The organism is Streptomyces sp. NPDC055243 (assembly GCF_044544025.1).
Classification (GTDB): Bacteria; Actinomycetota; Actinomycetes; order Streptomycetales; family Streptomycetaceae; genus Streptomyces.
This window is the reverse complement of the sequence record NZ_JBITWR010000008.1, coordinates 152,212-171,816: the sequence shown is the minus strand read 5'-3', so window position 1 is coordinate 171,816 and position 19,605 is coordinate 152,212. Positions and strand designations below refer to the sequence as shown.

At 68.3% G+C, this 19,605-nt stretch carries 22 protein-coding genes; 13 read left to right on the top strand and 9 right to left on the bottom strand.

Going from position 1 to position 19,605, the window contains the following annotated elements; all coding sequences use genetic code 11:
• Positions 1–69 precede the first annotated feature (69 nt).
• Complete coding sequence (locus ACIGXX_RS23970; RefSeq protein ID WP_399978563.1) at positions 70–984, top strand: PDR/VanB family oxidoreductase; 915 nt, start codon at positions 70–72, stop codon at positions 982–984.
• Positions 985–998: 14 nt separating this feature from the next.
• A complete protein-coding gene (locus tag ACIGXX_RS23965) occupies positions 999–1,802 on the top strand; it encodes a siderophore-interacting protein (RefSeq protein WP_361473871.1) in 804 nt (267 codons plus the stop codon).
• A 29-nt stretch (positions 1,803–1,831) separates the two neighbouring features.
• Here ACIGXX_RS23965 and ACIGXX_RS23960 read toward each other — a convergent pair whose 3' ends face one another.
• On the bottom strand, positions 1,832–2,587 hold the full coding sequence (locus ACIGXX_RS23960; protein WP_366464930.1) for a DUF1838 family protein: 756 nt from the start codon (positions 2,585–2,587) through the stop codon (positions 1,832–1,834).
• 309 nt (positions 2,588–2,896) lie between these two features.
• Between ACIGXX_RS23960 and ACIGXX_RS23955 the strand changes: the two genes are divergently transcribed.
• The 9 genes from ACIGXX_RS23955 to ACIGXX_RS23915 all read left to right on the top strand — a co-directional run bounded on the left by ACIGXX_RS23955 (position 2,897) and on the right by ACIGXX_RS23915 (position 11,493).
• Positions 2,897–3,784, top strand: coding sequence for a LysR substrate-binding domain-containing protein (locus ACIGXX_RS23955; RefSeq protein WP_361473875.1), 888 nt, complete (start codon positions 2,897–2,899; stop codon positions 3,782–3,784).
• A 69-nt stretch (positions 3,785–3,853) separates the two neighbouring features.
• A complete protein-coding gene (locus tag ACIGXX_RS23950; protein WP_399978557.1) occupies positions 3,854–4,909 on the top strand; it encodes a tartrate dehydrogenase in 1,056 nt (351 codons plus the stop codon).
• 104 nt (positions 4,910–5,013) lie between these two features.
• On the top strand, positions 5,014–6,423 hold the full coding sequence (dctA, locus tag ACIGXX_RS23945) for a C4-dicarboxylate transporter DctA (RefSeq protein ID WP_399978554.1): 1,410 nt from the start codon (positions 5,014–5,016) through the stop codon (positions 6,421–6,423).
• 38 nt (positions 6,424–6,461) lie between these two features.
• A complete protein-coding gene (locus ACIGXX_RS23940) occupies positions 6,462–6,944 on the top strand; it encodes a hypothetical protein (protein WP_399978551.1) in 483 nt (160 codons plus the stop codon).
• Positions 6,945–7,069: 125 nt separating this feature from the next.
• Positions 7,070–7,597 (top strand): hypothetical protein, encoded by a 528-nt coding sequence (locus tag ACIGXX_RS23935; RefSeq protein WP_351168242.1) that lies wholly within the window; start codon positions 7,070–7,072, stop codon positions 7,595–7,597.
• A 919-nt stretch (positions 7,598–8,516) separates the two neighbouring features.
• Positions 8,517–8,720: a cold-shock protein gene (locus ACIGXX_RS23930; RefSeq protein WP_361473889.1), complete on the top strand. Its 204-nt coding sequence runs from the start codon at positions 8,517–8,519 to the stop codon at positions 8,718–8,720.
• A gap of 342 nt (positions 8,721–9,062) precedes the next feature.
• Positions 9,063–9,866: an alpha/beta hydrolase gene (locus ACIGXX_RS23925; protein WP_351168239.1), complete on the top strand. Its 804-nt coding sequence runs from the start codon at positions 9,063–9,065 to the stop codon at positions 9,864–9,866.
• A complete protein-coding gene (locus tag ACIGXX_RS23920; RefSeq protein WP_399978546.1) occupies positions 9,866–11,143 on the top strand; it encodes a SpoIIE family protein phosphatase in 1,278 nt (425 codons plus the stop codon). Before ACIGXX_RS23925 ends, ACIGXX_RS23920 begins: the two co-directional genes overlap by 1 nt.
• On the top strand, positions 11,140–11,493 hold the full coding sequence (locus ACIGXX_RS23915; RefSeq protein ID WP_351168235.1) for an STAS domain-containing protein: 354 nt from the start codon (positions 11,140–11,142) through the stop codon (positions 11,491–11,493). Before ACIGXX_RS23920 ends, ACIGXX_RS23915 begins: the two co-directional genes overlap by 4 nt.
• A 73-nt stretch (positions 11,494–11,566) precedes the next feature.
• Here the strand turns inward: ACIGXX_RS23915 and ACIGXX_RS23910 are convergent, their stop codons facing one another.
• From ACIGXX_RS23910 to ACIGXX_RS23885, 6 genes are all read right to left on the bottom strand, one after another.
• On the bottom strand, positions 11,567–12,427 hold the full coding sequence (locus tag ACIGXX_RS23910; RefSeq protein WP_399978542.1) for a SigB/SigF/SigG family RNA polymerase sigma factor: 861 nt from the start codon (positions 12,425–12,427) through the stop codon (positions 11,567–11,569).
• Between the two features lie 205 nt (positions 12,428–12,632).
• Positions 12,633–13,808 carry an acyltransferase family protein gene (locus ACIGXX_RS23905; RefSeq protein ID WP_399978539.1) on the bottom strand — a complete coding sequence of 392 codons (1,176 nt, stop codon included), beginning with the start codon at positions 13,806–13,808 and terminating at the stop codon, positions 12,633–12,635.
• Between the two features lie 179 nt (positions 13,809–13,987).
• On the bottom strand, positions 13,988–14,446 hold the full coding sequence (locus ACIGXX_RS23900; RefSeq protein ID WP_351168232.1) for an SRPBCC family protein: 459 nt from the start codon (positions 14,444–14,446) through the stop codon (positions 13,988–13,990).
• A gap of 179 nt (positions 14,447–14,625) precedes the next feature.
• The gene (locus ACIGXX_RS23895) at positions 14,626–14,883 is read right to left on the bottom strand and encodes a hypothetical protein (protein ID WP_366463120.1); all 258 of its coding nucleotides are present in this window, start codon (positions 14,881–14,883) and stop codon (positions 14,626–14,628) included.
• A 152-nt stretch (positions 14,884–15,035) separates the two neighbouring features.
• Positions 15,036–15,806, bottom strand: a complete 771-nt coding sequence (locus ACIGXX_RS23890; RefSeq protein WP_399978535.1) for a methyltransferase domain-containing protein — start codon at positions 15,804–15,806, stop codon at positions 15,036–15,038.
• A gap of 206 nt (positions 15,807–16,012) precedes the next feature.
• The gene (locus ACIGXX_RS23885; RefSeq protein WP_399978532.1) at positions 16,013–16,531 is read right to left on the bottom strand and encodes a hypothetical protein; all 519 of its coding nucleotides are present in this window, start codon (positions 16,529–16,531) and stop codon (positions 16,013–16,015) included.
• 213 nt (positions 16,532–16,744) lie between these two features.
• Here ACIGXX_RS23885 and ACIGXX_RS23880 point away from each other — a divergent pair, with 213 nt between their 5' ends.
• Entirely contained in the window at positions 16,745–16,876 is a 132-nt protein-coding gene (locus ACIGXX_RS23880) for a hypothetical protein (RefSeq protein WP_366463117.1), read from the top strand.
• An 86-nt stretch (positions 16,877–16,962) separates the two neighbouring features.
• Here the strand turns inward: ACIGXX_RS23880 and ACIGXX_RS23875 are convergent, their stop codons facing one another.
• Complete coding sequence (locus ACIGXX_RS23875) at positions 16,963–17,154, bottom strand: hypothetical protein (RefSeq protein ID WP_351168224.1); 192 nt, start codon at positions 17,152–17,154, stop codon at positions 16,963–16,965.
• Between the two features lie 62 nt (positions 17,155–17,216).
• Complete coding sequence (locus ACIGXX_RS23870) at positions 17,217–18,095, bottom strand: endonuclease/exonuclease/phosphatase family protein (protein ID WP_399978527.1); 879 nt, start codon at positions 18,093–18,095, stop codon at positions 17,217–17,219.
• A 261-nt stretch (positions 18,096–18,356) separates the two neighbouring features.
• Here ACIGXX_RS23870 and ACIGXX_RS23865 point away from each other — a divergent pair, with 261 nt between their 5' ends.
• Positions 18,357–19,469, top strand: a complete 1,113-nt coding sequence (locus tag ACIGXX_RS23865) for an ABC transporter substrate-binding protein (RefSeq protein WP_399978524.1) — start codon at positions 18,357–18,359, stop codon at positions 19,467–19,469.
• Positions 19,470–19,605 lie beyond the last annotated feature (136 nt).

Here is a 19,605-nt window from a genome sequence, read left to right as displayed (position 1 = left end):
GGCCGACAGAGGGGAACACCGATGCAGCTGACACAGGAATCGCCGATGCGGCCGACACTTCGATCACCGATGCAACAGACCGTCGTCGACCGCATCGACCGGGCCGCCGACGACGTCGTCGCCCTGACCCTGCGCGCCACCGCCGGGGAGCTGGCCGCCTGGGACCCCGGCGCCCACATCGACCTGTCCCTGCCCAACTGGCTGACCCGGCAGTACTCGTTGTGCGGGGACCCCGCAGACCGGGACGCCTACCGCGTCGCCGTCCGCTACGACCCGCTCAGCCGGGGCGGCTCGGAGTACGTGCACCGGTTCCTGCGCCCGGGCCGCGCCCTGGACGTCTCCCTGCCGCGCAACCACTTCCCGCTCGTCCCCGCACCGCGGTACCTGTTCCTCGCCGGCGGGATCGGGATCACACCCCTGCTGCCGATGCTGCACGCGGCGGTGGCCGCCGAACTCCCCGCGACCCTGCTCTACCTGGGGCCGTCGGTGGAGAGCATGCCCTTCGCCGACGAGCTGCGCCGCGCCCACGGGGACGGGGACCGGGTACGGATCGTGGAGACCAAACGGCAGGGCAGACCGGACCTCGACGCCCTCGCCGCCACGCTGGAGGCCGACACCCTGGTCTACTGCTGCGGTCCCGCGACCCTGCTGGCGGCGGCCGAAGAGGCCTTCTCCTCCCAGCAGTTGCGTGCCGAGCGGTTCCAGCCGGTGGCCAAGGCCTTCGGTCCCGACACGGAGTTCCAGGCGCTCTGCGCCCGCTCCGGGGACACCGTCACCGTGCCCGCCGACGCGTCGCTCCTTGACGCCCTGGCCCACGCCGGGCACCCCCTGCCCTCCGGGTGCCGCGAAGGGGTCTGCGGCAGCTGCGAAGTCGCCGTCCTGGGCGGCACCCCCGAGCACCGGGACGACATCGGCGCCCCAGAGGGCCGGATGTATGCCTGCGTGTCCCGGGCGCTGTCCTCCCGGATCATCCTCGATCTCTGAAAGGCACCGCGAACATGCTGCCCAAGGTGCAGTCGCCCACGTCCCGGCGCATGATCACGCTGGAAGTGCGCCGGACGACCCGGACGACCCCCAATTTCACCACCGTTACGCTCGGCGGCCCCGAACTGGAGCATCTGCTGCCGACCGGCTTCGACCAGGCCGTGCGGCTGTTCTTCCCCCGCGCGGGCCAGAGCGGCCTCACGATGCCCACCCTCTCCAGTGAGGCGTGGATGGCTCAGGTGCTGCTCCTTCCGAAGTCCCGCAGGCCCCGGGTGCGCAACTACACCATTCGCCGGGTGCGGCCCGAACGGGGCGAGCTGGACATCGAGTTCGCCCTGCACGGTGACACCCCCGCGTGCGCCTGGGTTCTCGGCGCCCGCCCCGGCGACCCGGCGGGCATCTTCGACATGGGCCGCACCTACCTCCCGCCGGCCGACGCGGAAGGACAGGTGCTCGTCGCGGACGAGAGCGCCGTGCCCGCGGTCCTTGCCATCCTTGAGGACGCGCCCGCCTCCCTGGTCGCGGAGGTCTTCCTGGAGGTGCCCGAGACGGCGGACGTCCGCAAGGACATCGTCGCCCCCGAGGGCGTCCGTGTGCACTGGCTGGCCCGGGACGGCTCCGCCGATCTCCCCGGCAGGCTCGCACTCGACGCGGTCCAGGGAGCGGCTCTGCCCCAGGGCCGCTCCTACACCTGGGTCGCGGGGGAGTCCGGCCTGGCCACCGGGGTGCGCCGGCACCTCGTACGCGACCGGGGCGTGCCGAAGCCGGACATCGCCTTCTTCGGCTACTGGCGGCACGGCCGCTCCAGCCCCGGCTGAGGCGCCTCGGCCCGCTCCTCGACGGGTGTTCAGTCCGGCTGCTGCGGCGGGTGGAGCTTGCGGAAATAGGTCCAGCTGGTCTCGTTCGGCTCGCTCCACTTCTCCGGGGCGCGGGCGAACTGCGGGTGGTGGTCGGCGATGTAGGCACGGGTGCGCTCGGGGACCTCGGCGTACGCGCCGAGCTTGCGACCCCGGCAGTGGTAGGTGAGCCCGCCGGGCCGCTGGCCGCGGGCCATCCACGGGAGCCACTGCGACATCCGGGTCCACGACATGGTGGCCGGAACGCTGGGTGCGGGTCCCGCCAGATCGGCGCGGTCGGCGAAGAACTGGAAGAGCTCCAGGGCCTTGTACGTGTCGCCGGCCGAGTGCACGGGGTACTGCGCCACCGGCAGCGGCGAGGGATAGGCGAGGGGGATCTCCAGGCTGAAGCAGACCTGTTCGCCGAGATCGGTCGTCGGGATCGGGAAGGGGCGCCATTTCTGGTTCGCCGGGTCGTTCCATATGTGCACCACCGGCAGGTCCTGCCAGGTGGCCAGGATCTCGCGCGTGACGGGGTCCAGGTAGAAGGCGGCCTCGCGGGTGAGCAGTTGGTAGGCGTCAGGGCCGTTGCCGGGGTCCTGGACGAGGCGGGCGACGTTGAGCCCTTCGAAGCCGAAGACGCGCTGGTAGGGCTCGTCGGGGGCCCAGGAGTACACGTCTCCGGACCACCAGTACGTGACCTCCTCGCCGTCGAGCGAGGCCCGGGTGCGGGCGAAGGAACGGAGCAGCTCCGCGGGCGTCGTCATGTGCTTTCCCCCGCCCCGAAGTCACGACGGCCACCGAGCGCGTAGTGCCGTTCAGGACGGCCTGGGGCGGTGGACAGGGAAGGAAGATGGCTCACTGGTCGTCCTTCGGTGGGGCTGCCCGCTGAGGCTCCGCCAGCAGACAGCCGGAACGGCGCGAGCGGTGGCATCAGGGCTCGCTGCATTGAGTAGGAAAACCTATATCGAAAGCCAGTTTTGTGCAGGGGAAGGGTGCCGCGCACCAGGAAGACGCCCCGAAGACCCCACCGGCGTACCACGCCATGCGCTGCGCGGGCAGCGAGGATGGTGGTCATGGATATCCGGCAGCTGGAGTACTTCCTCGCGATCGTGGATCACGGGGGTTTCAACCGGGCGGCATCGGCCCTGTACCTCTCGCAGCCTTCGCTGTCCCAGGCCGTCCAGGCGCTGGAGCGGGATCTGGGCAGCAGTCTGTTCCACCGGATCGGCCGTCGGGCGGTGCTCACCGAGGCGGGTACGGCGCTGATCGAGCCCGCGCGGGCGGCCGTGCGCAGTCTGGAGACGGCCCGCGCCAGCGTTGCCGCCGTGCACGAACTGCGCGAGGGACGCCTGGACATCGCGGCCATGCCCTCGCAGGCGGTGGAGCCGCTGACCACCATGGTCCGCGGATTCAGCGGCCGGTATCCGGGGGTGTCGGTGAACATCCGGGCGGCCTTCACCTCGCGCGATGTGATCGACATGGTGCGTACGGGCGCCGCCGAGCTGGGACTGCTTGCGACCTCTGGTCCGGTGGCCGAGAAGGAGGTGACGGCGCACGCCGTGGGGGAGCAGCGTTTCGTGCTGGTCACCCCGCCCGACGGGCCGTTCCCGGCGGGCCGAGCGGTGGCCTGCGAGGAGCTGGCCGGGCAGCGGCTGATCGTCGGGCAGCGCGGTACGGGGATGCGCGCGTATGTCGACGGACTGCGCGAGCGGGGCATCGCCTTCGCGATCGCGGCGGAGACCGAGCACCGGGTGGCGATCCTGCCGCTGGTGCTCGCGCGAGTCGGGCTCGCGGTGGTGACCGACTCCTGGCGCACGATGGCCGAGCGGGCCGGCGCCCTGGTGCTGGACATCGAGCCGAAGACGACGCTACAGATCGCCCTGGTCAGCCGCCGTGCCGAGCAATCGCCCGCCGCACGGGCCTTCTTGACCTGCGCACTCGCCCCGGCCGAGCACTCATAGGCATGCCCTATAAGGCAGATCGGCAGAGCGTCTTGGACGGCGCCGAGGCCTGATTGCTGCAATCAGGCCATGACCCACCACCACATCGCACTCATCCCCGGCGACGGCATAGGGGCCGAGGTCCTGCCGCCCGCCCAGCAGGTTCTCGGCGCCGTGGGCGCCCGACACGGCCTCGACTTCTCCTACACCTCCTACGACTGGTCGTGCGAACGCTACCTCCGGCAGGGCGCGATGATGCCCGAGGACGGCCTCGACCAACTGCGAGACAAGGACGCCATCCTGCTCGGCGCGGTCGGCTACCCGGGCGTGCCCGACCACGTCTCCTTGTGGGGGCTGCTGATCCCGATCCGGCGGGGCTTTCGCCAGTACGTCAACCTCCGCCCCATCCGCGTCTTCGAGGGCGTCGACAGCCCGCTGCGCGCCGCCGCACCGGGCGAGGTCGACTTCGTCGTCGTACGCGAGAACGTCGAGGGCGAGTACAGCGAGATCGGTGGCCGGCTCAACCGGGGCTTCCCGGAGGAAATGGCCGTCCAGGAGGCCGTGTTCACCCGCGCCGGAGTCACCCGCGTCCTCGACTACGCCTTCGACCTGGCCGCGCGGCGCGGCGGGAGACTCACCTCCGCCACCAAGTCCAACGGCATCGTGCACACCCTGCCGTTCTGGGACGAGCTGGTCGCCGAGCGCGGCGCCGACCACCCGCGGGTGACCTGGGACCAGGAGCACATCGACGCGCTGGCCGCCAAGTTCGTCCTCGAACCGGCCCGCTTCGACGTGGTGGTCGCCTCCAACCTCTTCGGCGACATCCTCAGCGACCTGGCCGCCGCCGTGGCCGGCTCCATCGGGATCGCGCCCGCCGCCAACCTCAACCCGGAGCGCGAGCACCCCTCGATGTTCGAGCCGGTCCACGGCTCCGCCCCGGACATCGCGGGCCGCGGCATCGCCAACCCGCTGGGCGCGATCTGGTCGGCCGCCATGATGCTCGACCACCTGGGCCACGGCGCAGCGGCCCAGGACATCACCGACGCGATCGCGGCGGTGCTCGCCAAGACCGACGTACGCACCCCCGACCTCGGCGGCAGCGCCACCACCACCGAGTTCACCGAGAAGCTCCTCGAACTCCTCTGACCTGACACGACCCGCGCACGGCCCGGGGCCGCGCGGACGACCCCGCCCCGGCAGGCCGCCCCGCGTCCCGGCTGCATCCACGTTCCTCGACGAGGAGAAACGCCATGGCAGCAACCGCATCCACCACCCCCAGCACGTCCCCGCCCTCAGCACCGGCCAAGCCCTGGTACCGGCAGCTGTACTTCTGGGTGCTGACCGCGATCGTGGCGGGCATCCTGACCGGCTGGCTGTGGCCCTTCGTGGGCGTCGCCCTGGAACCGGTCGGCACCACCTTCGTCTCCGCGATCAAAATGCTGATCACGCCGATCGTCTTCCTGACGATCGTCGCGGGCATCGGCGGTGTCGACAGCCTGCGCCGCGTCGGCCGGGTCGGCCTGAAATCCCTGGTCTACTTCCAGGGCGGGACCCTGGCCGCGCTCGCTCTCGGCCTGATCGCCGTCAACCTGTTCCGGCCCGGCGCCGGGGTCCATGCCCACCCCGGCGACCTCCAACTGTCCGGCGACGCCGCTCAGTACGTCAAAGACGGCGAGAACCAGAGCTGGTGGCACTTCCTCACCGACATCGTGCCCTCCAGCGCCGTGGGGGCGTTCGCCGAGGGCAACATCCTCCAAGTCATCTTCTTCGCCGTCCTGTTCGGCATCGCCCTCAAAGCCGTGGGGCCCGTGGGGGCGCCGCTGGTCGACGGCATCAACCGGCTGAGCACGGTCGTCTTCAAGATCCTGCACTACATCATGCTCGCGGCCCCCGTCGGCGCGTTCGGCGCCATGGCCTACACCATCGGCAAGTACGGCATCTCGACCCTCACCAGCCTCGGCCGGCTCATCGGCCTCTTCTACGGAACCTCGCTGTTCTTCGTCGTGGTCGTCCTCGGCGGCATCCTCGCCCTGCTGAAGATCAATATCTTTCGGCTGCTGCGCTACCTGCGCGAGGAATTCCTCATCGTCCTGGGCACCTCGTCCTCCGAGAGCGTCCTGCCCCGCGTCATGACCAAGCTCGAAGGACTCGGCGTCCGCCGCGACATCGTCGGCCTGACCGTACCGACCGGATACTCCTTCAACCTCGACGGCAGCTCCATCTACCTCTCCCTGGCCGCCGTCTACATCGCCCAGGCCACCGACACCCCTCTCACCATCGGTCAGCAACTCGGGCTGCTCGCCGTCATGATCCTGACCTCCAAGGGCTCCGGTGGCATCACCGGCGCCGGATTCATCGCCCTGGCCGCCACCTTGTCCACCGTCGGAACCGTCCCGGCCGCCGGCATCATGCTCGTCTTCGGCATCGACAAGTTCATGTCCGAATGCCGCGCCCTGACCAACCTCGCCGGCAACAGCGTCGCCACCCTGGTCGTCGCCCGCTGGGAACGCGTCCTGGACACCGCACGCGTCAACCGTGTCCTGCGCACCGGAATCCCCGAGCCCGAACGGGACCACGGGACGGGCCCCGAGCCCGACCCCGCACCGGAGACGGAGCAGCCGCAGCGCACCGAGGCGACTCCCGCGCTCACCAAGCCGTGACCCGGGCATGGCGGTGGCGGCCAGTAGCCTCGGGCGCCATGGGCATACAGATCGACGCAGTGGTGAGCTACCCGATCAACGACGAGGTGGAGCGGGTGCTCGGGTTGGCCGAGGCGGTCGGCGAGCCCGTCACGGTCACGTTCCTGTGGGAGGGGCGTACAGAGGGGGACCGCGCGGTGCTGGTGCCCGCGGCCACGCTGGCGCTCTGGGAGCACTGGGCCCCAACCGCCTACCCGGCCCGGGGCGCTGAGGAAGTCGAGGAAGGGGAAGGAACGGCGGCTCAGGAGCCGGAACTGGCCCACCCGGCGGAATTCGGCGCCTTCACGCTCTTTCGCCGTCGCGTGGGAGGGCGCACGGCGGTTGCTCGCGACGGCGTGGTGGTCGCCGAGCTACTGGACCCCGGCGAGGCGCACTGGCTCGAGGAGAAGGCCCGCCATGTCCGCCAAGGCTTCATGGACCCGAAGCAGAAGGCGGCGTTCGAGGAGTTCCTCGCCCGGCAGACACCCCTCGGTGAGCAGTGACGCGGGCCTTCCGGCCCTGAGCCGCTCGGCCACGCCAACAGGGCGCTTCTGAAGAGCAGTTGGAAGCGGCCGGCAGCCTTGAGGCGGCCTCGACAGACTGAACCTGCTCGTCGAAACTGGGCGTCGTGGTCGACAGCGCGGTATGGGTTGCGGTCTTCACCGGCGGCACGGCGGTCATGGCGAGTTGGGTGACCACGATCGGGAACGCGCGGGCGGCGAAGGTGCAGGCGGAGACGTCGGTTCAGGTCCAGTACCGGGACCGTGTGCGCAGCAGCCGGCGCAACGCCTATCTGGACCTGATGGAGCAGGCTCACGTCACCGGCGAGTTGTACTGGAGAGTCGGCGACGCGTATGTCCAACTCGCCGACCAGGCCGCCAGGCTGACGCGTATCGAGGAACTGCGCACGCAACTGCGCGACGTCTTCGATCCGCTCATGCGCTGCGTACGCGTCATCGTGCTGGAGGGTCCTGAGGCAGTTGCCCAGGCTGCGCGCGGCGTGCTGGAAGCAGCATCGGAGGCCAATTCGGCCCTGTGGCGTGTTGCCCAGGAAGACCCACAGGCGCTGGAGCGCTTCGACGAAGCACAGCAGCGCTTCCGGGACCGCCTGGACGAGTTCATCGAGGCGGCCCACGCAGCCGTCAGCGGCCGGTGAGCCAGCAGCGGGCTCTGCTGAACTGCTGTTCGATGACGATTACCTCTCCCTCGAACGCGCAGAAAACTATGTTGGCGGGAGTAGACATTGGGTGGCCGTGTGGTTATGGTTTCTCTCGTAGCCCAGAGAGACAACAAGGCCCGGCAGAGACGAACTGCCGGGCAGCAGTACCCGAAGTTGCAGTGCGCAGGGCGGTACGGCAGTGGAGTTTCGAAGCCAGAGCGGTTGCAGGACGGCGACGGGACTGACGGCCGGACCGGGTGGCCCGCAGTGATCAGGGGCCGCCGTGAAGCAGTACGCATCACCAGCAGTACGCATCACCGGTAGTAGGCAGTACCAAGCAAATGGTTTCAGCACTGAGGGATGAACGGAGGGGCCGAGCGCCATCAGGATCGCCCGGGCGGATGTCTTGAGTCCGGGTACCGCAGGACATCGATAGTGAGGTGGTCTCCGGTCGAGCAACCGCGATCCCCGCACCCCCGGCAGCACGTCGGTCGGGTCGGCGGAAACAGGAAGTCGGCGCAGTATCAGGGCCGACGGATGGTGTAGCAGTTCCTTCGGGGCCCTGGTGCCATTGGCGCCAGGGCCCCTCTATGCGGTGCGCAGGGGGCCTTCCCGAAACGCTCTGCTCTTGATGGATCAATAACTGCGGCCGCGGGGTGAGGGTTTAGCGCACCGGGCCGGGAGTGTTTTTGCCGTAACGGGCGGAATTGAATTACGCAAGACACGCCGGTCACTAGGGCGTGCTAGTCTCCATGACAGTTGCAGTCTTGGTACCCGAATTTAAAGCGCCTTCGACGGTATTGTCAGCCGTCGGGAGCGTTTTTCTATTTCCGGTTGCTTCCGGAAGGGGCATCATCGCGGCGACCCGGTATTCGTGCTAGCGAATAGCGGCGTACTGCCCCAAAGGAGATATGGCATGGCATCTGGCACCGTGAAATGGTTCAACGCGGCAAAGGGTTTCGGGTTTATCGAGCAGGATGAGAGTGGGGTCGACGTGTTCGCCCACTTCTCGAACATCGCCGCCGACGGCTTCCGTGAGCTGCTCGAGGGGCAGAAGGTTACCTTCGACATCGCCCAGAGCCAGAAGGGCCCGACGGCCGAGAACATCGTTCCCGCCTGACAGTGTCGCCAACCTCGGTTGCCACAGGACCAGCAACACCCGCAGTTTCTTTTCCGTGGATGAGGGGCTCTCGTGCGGCTCCGTCCGTCTGAGTCCCGTATTCCGCACTCGTATCGCCACCTTTCGTTGCCTGCGCCCCTACCGAATTAAGTGCAGGCCAGATTTTCTTTCGCTTCGGCTCGTTCTTGTGGCCCCCGCACCGCTCTCGTACGCGGCGGGAATTCCAGAAAACGAAACGTGCCGTATCGAGGAAGGTTCTGAATGAGCCAAGCACCTACGAACGATCACTCTTCCCGTGACCGTTCAGGATCGCCCGCCCCGAGCAACGGGCAAAAAGCGGTCATGGATATCCGGCGCAGGAACAACGTCACCGTCACGGGCCGGGCGGACGGGCCGGTGCTCCTGCTGGCGCACGGGTTCGGCTGTGACCAGAACATGTGGCGCCTGGTGGTCCCCCTGCTGGCCGAGGACTTCCGGGTGGTGCTCTTCGACTACGTCGGTTCCGGCCGCGCGGACCCCGCGGCCTGGAGCGAGCAGCGCTACAGCTCCTTGGAGGGTTACGCCCTCGATGTGCTGGAGGTCTGCGAGGGGTTGGACCTGCGGGACGTGACCTTCGTGGGGCACTCGGTCAGTGCCATGGTCGGGGTCCTCGCGGCGGCCAGGGCGCCCCAGCGGTTTGCCCGGCTGGTGATGGTGACGCCCTCGCCCTGCTACATCGACGAGGACGGTTACCGGGGCGGGTTCAGCGCGGACGACATCGGCGAGTTGCTGGAGTCGCTGGAGTCGAATTATCTGGGCTGGTCGGCGACGATGGCTCCGGTGATCATGGGAAACGGGGACCGGCCGGAACTCGGCCAGGAGCTGACCAATTCGTTCTGCGCGACCGACCCGGACATGGCCCGGGTGTTCGCCCGTACGACGTTCTTGTCCGACAGCCGCGCCGACCTCAAGACGGTCGCCGTGCCGACGCTGGTGCTGGAATGCACGCAGGACGTGATCGCTCCCCGCGAGGTCGGCGCCTACGTCCACGACGCGATCCCCGGCAGCCGTCTGGTCACGCTGGAGGCGACGGGGCACTGCCCGCAGTTGAGCGCACCGCAGGCTACTGCTGAGGCGGTCACCGACTTCCTGGGAGTGGCCCGTTGATGTGCCGCACCGATCAGTACCCGGACGGGGAGCGCGACGTGAACGCCACGGGAGTGGCCTTCACCGCCTTGCTGGAGGACAGCGTGGAGGAGCTGTACGAGCAGGCTCCGTGCGGCTACCTGTCGACGCTGATGGACGGCACGATCGCGAAGATAAACACCACTCTGCTGAAGTGGCTGGGCCTGTCCCGGGGCCAGGTGGTGGGATTGATGCGGTTCACCGATCTGCTCACCGTGGGCGGCAAGCTCTATCACGAGACGCACTACGCCCCGCTGTTGCAGATGAACGGTGAGGTCAGCGGCATCGCCCTGGACATCAAGGCCACCAGTGGGCAGCGGATGCCGGTGCTCGTCACCTCGAAGGTGAAGACCAGCGAGGAGGGCGAACCGATGCTCGTGCGCACCACCGTCTTCGACGCCAGCGATCGCCGCGCCTACGAAACCGAGCTGCTGCGCGGACGCCGGGCGGCCGAAGAAGCGCGGCGGCAGGCCGAGGCCGACCGCGAACGGCTCCAGGAAGCCCTCGCCGTGCTGCAGCGAAGCCTGCTGCCCGCCGAACTCCCCACGGTTCCGGGCCTGGAAGCCGCCTCCCACTACCACACCGCCTCCCCGGACCTTCTCGGCGGAGACTTCTACGACCTGTTCCCCCTCGGCGCCGGACGGTGGGCGTTCTTCCTCGGTGACGTGTGCGGCAAGGGCCCTCAGGCCGCCGCGGTCACCTCGCTGACCCGCTACACGCTGCGGGCGGCGGCCTTGCACGACGCCGACCCCATCACCGTACTGACCACCTTGAACACCGTGCTGCACGAGCGGTACACCAGCGGCGACACCCGCTACTGCACCGCCATCTTCGGCGTCCTGAGCCCGGGCAGCGACCACGCCGACATACACCTGGCCTCCGGCGGCCACCCCTCCGCGCTGGTCCAGCGCGCCGACGGCACCGCCCACTACCTGCCCACCCCCGGCGGCATGCTCATCGGTGTCCTGCCCCAGCCGCAGTTCGCGCCCGCCCGCACCCAGCTGTTCGCCGGCGACACCCTGCTGCTCTACACCGACGGCCTGACCGAAGCGCGCACCGGCCCCGAGCGTGAGCTCTACGGTGACGACGCCCTGCGTGCCTTCGCCGCCGAACAGCCCGCCACGGGACCCCAGGCCCTGATCGCCGCCCTGACCGGCCTGCTCGCCGGGTTCGGTGACGGACTCGACGACGACACCGCGCTGCTCGCCCTCGGCGTGCCCGCCCCCTCTACCGCCTCCGCGAGTGACGACCCGACATGAGCCCGCTGACGATCACTGCCCGACCCGCGGCCACCGGTCCCGTACTGGCGATCACCGGTGACCTCGACCACCGGACGGCACCCGCGCTCCGCCGGGAGGTGGACCGCCTCACCCTGGACACCGGGCACTTGCTGGTCCTGGACCTGGCCGGCCTGGAATTCTGCGACTCCAGCGGCATCACCGTCCTCCTGGCGGCACGCAACCTGGCCAGGGAACAAGGCGCCGACATGGCCCTGGCGGCGGTGCCCGCCAACACCGTCCGGATCTTGCGCATCGCCGGTCTGGACCGGGTCTTCACCCTCCACCCCGACACGGAAACAGCCACCACTCCCGGCACCACAGCGTCCTGATCACACCGGGCTCGGTCGCGCCGCGGCCCGGCAACGCACCGGTTGCCGGGCCGCCGCCTGGACCAGATCGGCGTCAGTCGGTGATCAGACCCGCACGGAGCTTGGCGACGACCTTGGTGATGAGCCGGGAGACCTGCATCTGCGAGCAGCCCAGCGCTTCGCCGATCTGGGTCTGCGTCAGCTCCTCGACGAAGCGCAGATGGATGAGCTGCCGGTCGCGTTCGCCGAGTTCAGCGATCAGCGGGGCCAGCGAATGGAAGTTGTCGACCAGCTCGAAGCGGTCCTCGTCGACGCTGATGAAGTCGGCCAGAACGGTCTCGGACTCATCGCCCTTGCCGGTCACGGCGGCATCGATGGAAACGGAGTTGTAGCCGTTGGACGCCTGCTGGGCTTCGGTGACCTCGGCCGGCTCCAGCTGCATCAGCTCGGCGAGTTCCGCGGTCGAGGGGGAGCGCCCCAGCCGGGTGCTCAACTCCTCGGTGGCCTTGGACAGTTCGATACGTGCTTCCTGCAGCCGGCGCGGCACGTGCACGGCCCAGCTGGTGTCACGGAAGAACCGCTTGATCTCGCCCGTGATGTACGGGACGGCCAAGGAGGCGAACTCCACCCCGCGGGTCAGCTCGAACCGGTCGATCGCCTTGATCAGCCCTATGGTGCCGACCTGGACGATGTCCTCCATCTCCTGCGGACCGCGGTGCTTGAACCGCGAGGCGGCGTACTGAACGAGAGAGAGGTTCATCTCTATCAGGCAGTTGCGCACGTACTGATACTCGTGTGTGCCTTCCTCGAGCTCGCCCAAGCGGTCGAAGAAGCGCTGAGAGACGGCCCGCGCGTCCATCGGTGTCACCGACGACGGATCCGCGTACGCAAGCTCCGCGAGCTCGTCCTCCGCCGCCTGCACTCGCGTCTGACCCTTGGTCGCCACGGCACTCATGCTTATCGCTCCTTGTCTTCAGCTGGCTGGCGCTCCTTCACACCCGGCGACTGCCCCACGATCGATGACTACGCCTCGCTGATTGATTACCTCGTCGCCGAGCATGCGGAAACCTATCACGGCCAAAGTAGCTATTGGATATCGGTGTACTCAAGGTTTCTCCAGCGGCCACGCTGGACAGATGGGAGGGTGCTCGGGCGCACGGCTACCTGGGCGAGACGAGTTCGACCTTGGGAGCGGGAGAGGGGGCGGCGGCGGTGGCCGGGGGCTGGGCGACGGAGAGGTAGGTGCGACGCCATCGGAGGAAGGGACGTTCGATGCCGTGGAAGGTGACCATAGCTGTGATCAAGGTGATGGGCAGCACGGCCACCACCGTGGTGATGAAGGCATCCACCACCGGGCGTCCGGTCGGCTCGATGCCCCAGCGGTGGGAGACGAACATGGTGACGACCATGTAGTGGAGCAGATAGACGGAGAAGCTCATCTCGCCGACCTTGGCGATCCCGCGCGACACGCGCCCCGTTGAGGAGACGGTGGCCACATAGGTCAGCACCACCAGGGCCCAGAGGGCTCCTTCGACGTCGACCCAGAGCAGACGGCTGGCGCGCCCTTCGTGGAAGGAGTGGGTCTGGTTGAACGCCCAGACCGCGCCTGTCACCAGGGCCGTCGCGAGGCCGACCTTCAGCAGCCCCTGGAACCGCTTGCGATGGTGCACGAAGAACCAGGCGGCCATCATTCCCATCAGGAACTGGTCGATCCTGCCGGCGAGGCTGTAGTAGAGCATCGAGTTGACGTTGATGCCGCCGGCGGCCGAAGCCCACACCAGCGTACGGATGACGGCGACGGCGGCCAGGAGCTTGCAGAGAGCCAGCGGGCCGCTCTTGGTGAGGAGCCTGCTGAACAGCGGGAACAGCAGATAGAACTGCAACTCGACCGCGATGGCCCACCACATGCTCGACACGGCCCCCAGGTCGAGAGACCCGGGCAGATTTCCGAGCCCGATCAGGGACTGCAACACGGCCGACAGGTCCGCACGCTGCTTGTACGCCCCGACCCCCAGAATGATCAGCGCGATGTACAGGGGGAAGATCCGCAGTACCCGGTTGCCCAGGAACCGGCCGTAGTGAATGTCCTTGCCCAGGGTGCCGATGGTGAAGATGAATCCGGACAGCACCATGAACAGGGCCACTCCGGTATGGCCTTCCACCACCAGCGTGCCCAGCGGGTTCTCCGTGTACAGCCAACTGTTCGGGGCGCCGTTCGCGATCTCCCTGAGGTGCGGAGAGATCATGTGCGTACCGTGGCAGAAGAGCACCAGCAAGGCCGCGTAGGCACGCAGATGGTCAACGGACACGAGGTACTGCCGATTGCGGCTGCGCATGAGGTGGCCCCGGCTCTCGTCACCAACGCCGCGACGGCCTCGCGACGGAGAACAGATCAGGGACGACCGCACCATGTACGGCAGCCGAGACAGCACGTACGCGCGAGGAGCTCCTCATTTTGTCGGAAGATTTCACTCATCTGACGGGTGCCGACAGGCGGGGTCTGGATGGGAGGGGCTCAGACGGCTGCCTCGGCGCACGCTGTCACGTGCGCATTGCGCGCCTCGATGAGCTTGCGCATGTACCGGCCGAGTGCCACCGCCTCCACGCCCGCGCCCAGCAGGCCGAAGGGCGCCGCGAATTCGACCACGTCACGCATCACCGTGCCCCCGCGCCCGTCCGGCGCGAAGCAGTGCGTGTGGTGCCACCGCTTGAACGGCCCGGCCACCTGCTCGTCCACGAAACTTCCGGGCCGCTCGTAGGCACTGATGCGTGAGGTCATCCGCCACCGCATGCCGAAGTGCCGGGCCTCCCAGGTCACGGTGTCACCGAGCGCCATACGTCCGGCCCGAACGCCGCCGATGATCCGTTCCCCGGAGTCGGCCATGGACGCGGTGTGCAGATCCACGTCCAACGACAGGTCGAAGACGGCCGCCGGAGCTGCGGCGATGTGTGTGACGGTCTCGAAACGCTGCATGCGGGAATGCTCGCACGAGCGCCCGACGACCACGTGTCCCGGCTCTCAAGCGGCCGGGGCTGATGGGCGCGTTCCGGCTGGGCCCCGGCGGTGGCTGGTAGACCGAGGGGTCCATAAGGAGTGTCTCCCGACATGTGAAAGCCCCGCACCTGATCGGCGCGGGGCTGGCGGACGGCCGGTTAGCGGAGGGGCGGCAAGGCCTTCTCCGCATGGTCGATGACGTTTCCGTTGGAGCAGTTGTTGGTGTGGTCGGCCATGTAGTCGCCGAGCACCGGCTGAACAGCGACCTCTTGCAGGCATACGGCTGCTGCGGTGAAGTTCCAGTTGTTCGCGGCGTTCACGCCGCTGCCGAAGTTGCTGTCGTTGTCGGCGTGGGCGGGAGCGGCCAGGGCGATGCTGCCGAGAACGAGTCCGGCAACCGCGGTGATCTTCTTCATGGGCTGTCAACGAACCTCCGTTCGCGAGGTCACTGCCGGCCGGAGGCAGTGGGACTGCACGTGCTCGTCGCGGAGAGACCGTTGAACCCTCGCCCTCGCAGCCGCGTGGTCACGCAAGCCCCACCCATCGATGTGCCGAAGCCTTCCGAGGGTCAGGCCCCCTTCGCGAAGACAAGTACTTCAGTGGAGGCGAAGCCCATGGGGGCAAGGAAGCTGGCCTCCAGGCCGCAGCCGAGGGTCGCGAAGAGGTCCACGCATGTCCGGCGAGGCATGGCGGCCGGGTAGGAGTCGTGCCCCGCGCCGCCCTCCGTCGCCCAGGCGCGCATCGTGGCCGGGTCCAGGCAGGTCTCCGTCATGACGTCGAAGACGATCCGGCCGCCGGGTCGCGTGACGCGTGCCATCTCGAAGAAATAGCGGGAAGTGCCGAGGAAGGTCAGGGTGTTGAAGACCTTGTGGGCCTGAACGAGGTCGATGCTGCCGTCGGGTGTCGGGGCGAGACTGCATCCCGCAGTGGGTTGGGCGACCACGCCGTAGGAGTCCACCAGGTAGTCGGCCCAGGGCGCTGCCGTCTCGTAGATCTCGTAGCGCCCTGGTGAACACTCCTTCAGCGTCTTCTCCAGATACCGTCCGGACCCGGGGCCGATCTCCAGCACCGTGTCCGGATCGGCTGCGAAGACGCCGAGAGCGCTTAGTTCATCGATGGTGGTCTGGGTGGCGCCAGGCGTCCCGTTCATGACCTCGTCGATGTAGTCCCCGACCGGAAGACCGGCCGCCCGTGCAGCCCGCATCGCTGCCTCGAACGGGATGAAATCGTCCACTCCACCCCGGTTGTTGGTGCTGCGCACGATGTCGAATCCGGCACGCCCCAAGAGCCGCTTGACCCCCGACTTCAACACTGACGTTCCTTTCTCTGCTGCCCTCATCAGGCATGACCCCCCAGGTCGTTTCGAGTCTCGGTCTCGGAATTGCGTAGTGAGTGCCTCGGCCGGCGGGCACGGGCTCGGCTCCGCGCGCAGGTGGCTTGCGGCCATGGCGAGTACGGCGGACGCAGCAGACAATCCGGTGGCGGTGAGAGCACGCCGAAGTCATGGGCGTGCGTGATGGCGTGGTGCGGTGGAGTGCCCGGGAGTTACGGGGCGCAGGGCTGCGCGCGGTGCAGCAGGACCACGAGTGCATGCGGCCGTGGCAGTGTGACGGCCGGTCTGGGCGTCCGTCGGGGCTCCGGCAGAGGCCTGTCCGTACGGTGCAGGACGAGGCTGATGACGTACAGCAGGCGCGCCCACCACCGGCGTACGGTGCCGGCCGCTGCGTACGACAGGAGCACGGGCAGGTTGGCCGTGCTGCGGAAAAGGAGGAACAGAGCGAGACCGGCGAGGAGGTTCAACACGGCCATGGCCAGAGGGTTGTGGTGCCAGGCGGCCGGGAGCCGCAGGTGGTCATCCAGCCGGGCTGCGGGCATAACCGCACCGGTCGGCTCCAGCCAGCCGAGCAGGAGTGTTTGCAGGATGGCGTAGTCCGTCGTCGCGAGGTGCAGTCCCGCGACGAGCGCGGCGCCGGCCAGGGCAAGGGCGATCGCACGGACGGCAGCGCCACTCGCGTGGGGGCGCTGAGCCGAGCGGTGGCGATCGAGTGCAGGGAAGGCCGACATCACCGGACCATCATGACGCACGAGCGCGCGGATTTTAGTATGAATGCGGCATTCCGGCAGTTAGGGCGAGGAATTGGGCGGCCGGTGGGGCGGGTGGGGTCGGTGTCGTCGCGCGTGCCGCATGCCGGGCACGGCGACCCGCGGCGAAAGCCTCAACGAACGTACTGCTGAACGTGTACCTGTTCCGCAGTGGTTATCCGGACCGTCACTCGCTTGAGCGCCGACCACACCTCCACCAGCCACGACCCGTCAGAGATCTCGATGAAGACGATGTGCTGCATGGAGGATGCCGGTACGGCGTCACTGATCATGAGCGCAATCCAGCGCCGCGTCTCCTGCAACTGACCTGAACCAGCAACTGACCTGAACCAGCGCTTCGTTCCTGTGAAGTGCGCATCCAACTTGCTCCGGGATACGCGCGGCGCCGTGCGCTAGACGTCGCTGTCGCCGCTGGGCAGTTCGTTGTGGCCTTCGGTCCAGTTGTTGACCCACCCGCACACCCCGCACGCGTAGCGGCCGTTGACGCCAGACACCTCGGTGCCGCACCGGCGGCAGTCTGTCGTGGTTATCTCCTGAGATTCCAGGAACGCCATGGCCAGCGTCTGGGGCAGATCGGATGTCATGGCCTCGACCCTACGTCGAACCTTCGAAGGGCTCCAGGCGCACGTCCACCTCAGACAGCGCCCTAAGCCGGGTCCAGATCGCTCTGCAACATGTGGTGATCTGAGGCAGCGGTGGGTTGCACGCGGTGATTGATCGGGGTGAAGCCTCGCAGGAAGACGTAGTCGAACTTGGTGTGCCAGTCGGTGGTCGGCTCGCAGGTGCCGGTGGACGCGGAATGACACTGGGGGTCCGCGTCGGCGGCCAGGGCCCACATCGGAGCGAGTTCGGGAGTGTCCGGCACGGCGTTGAAGTCGCCCAGGACGATCGCGCGGTCGTGCCGGGTGACCTCCGCGGCGAGTACGCGGACCTGGTCGGCCCGCACTGATTCTTGACGCCGCTGGGCGAGGTGGGTGTTGAAGACCCGGACGGACTCGCCGCCCACCTTGGTCGTGACGGCCATGTAACCGCGGTCCTCGGAGCCGCCGTCGGGGTACTCCGCTGTGTCGTGGTCGGTCATCGGTGCCGCCGAGAGGATCGCCTGGCCGAAGGCGCCCGGACTCCACGGGGCGCCACCGCAGCGGCCCCAATTCTGCAGAACCGTCCCGTACTCGATGTGGTAGACGAGGCCGTGCAGGTTCCGCAGGTACTCCCGGATTCTCTCGACGTCACGTACGCATGCTTCTTGCAGGCCGATGACCTGAGGCGCACGTGTGGCGATCTCCGCGGCCCGGTCGACGTTGCTTTCGTCGCAGGGGTTGCAGATGTTCCACGTCATGACCCGGTTCGGTACGACGTCCCTGACAGCGGTGGGCAGCGACCAGCCGACGAGGGCACCGCCCGGCGCGCTGGGGCCGACGAGCACCAGGCAGGCCACCGTCATGGCGCCCGCGAGCAACCGCGTGCTCCTTCCGAGCACCATCGCCTCCTCTATGTGGATACCCACGGCATCTGACGTCTCCATGCACGAGGTTATGGGACGGGGGCGCCGACAACACCTGCTTCTGATCTTTCACCAGTCTCTTTGCGCCGCTCCCGTCGCGCCCCTGGCGGGCAGCTCCGCGTGCCCCGCAGGCTCGATCGGCGGCGCGAGTGGCCGCTGATGGCCACGGGACGGGGCGCCGAAGCAGGCAGTTCGCGGCTCGGCTACCCTCGGCGCCACTGTCGTTCACTCTGCGATCTGGGCAAGCCGCAACCGCATCGCCCCCCGGGAGACGCCACCTTCATGAGTACGCCACCATCGCCACCTGGGGCGGCGCGGACTGACGGATCATCCGTTCAGATCGGCGCCCTTGTTCCGCTGACCCGGCCCGGCTGGGTCGAGGCAGGCCGGCACGTGCTCGCTGGACTCGAGTTGGCCGTTCGCGAAGTCAACGACTCCGGCGGGATCGGCGGACGACCGCTCGAGCTGCTGGTCCGAGACACCGCGGCTGATCCACAGAGGGCCGCGGCGGCCGTGGACGAGCTGGCTCAGCTGGGCGTGAGCGCCGTGGTGGGGGAGTATCACAGCGTCGTCGCTCGCACCGCTGCCGCCCGGGCGGATGCCCTTGGCCTGCCGTTCCTCTGCTCGTCGGCGGTGCTCGACGCGCTCACCGAACAGCCAACGCAATGGGTGGCGCGCCTCTCCCCGCCGCAGTCCCGGGGCTGGCAGGTCTACGCGGACTTCCTCATCGGCGCGGGGCACAGCCGTATCGCCGTCGCTGCCCAGCCGAGTGTCTACTGGGCAGCGGGGACCCGCATTCTGCGCGACTACCTCGCTCCACGCGGCGGCACCGTCATCGAACTCGACATGGGTGCGCTCGCCCCCACGGAGGTGTGCGACGAACTCGTCGACCAGCGCGCCACAGCCCTCCTCCTTCTGGTCGGTCACCCGGAACCGGCGGTGCCGATCGTCAAGTCCGTCCGCCGGGACCACCGTGTCGCCGACATCTTGATCGGTGCGCCGGCCGGACAGCCGGAATTCGCCGAATGGGCCACGTTGCTGGGTGAGGACAGTGCCGCGATCCCGTTCTTGCGCTACCTGCCCGAACGCCTCAGTCCCCTCGGCGTACGAGTCGAGACGGCCCTTCGCGAGCAGCTGGCCGAGGCGCCCTGCTTCGTCGCCTTCGAGGGCTACGACACGATCACCGTCCTCGCCGACGCGCTGCGCTCTCACGGCACGGACCGGGCGCGCATCGCCGAATCCTGGCCGCACGCCGGAGTCGAAGGAACCCGCGGGAAGATCCAGTTCTCCCGTACGCCAGGCATCAGCGTCTGGCAATGGGCTTGGCCGCCCGTCCAAGTAGTTGATCGGGATCCGGAGGAACCCGACCGCTTCCGGATCCTCCACACCGGCTGAGAAAGCATGGAGGGAGCAGGGAGCAGGGAGCACGGAGGTCCGGGTCGGGCTGATCTGAGCAGTCTGAGACATCACACGTGCCGAGCAGACGTAGCCGGTCCGAACTCGGGTGGCGGCTTGTCGGCGGGATGCTCTC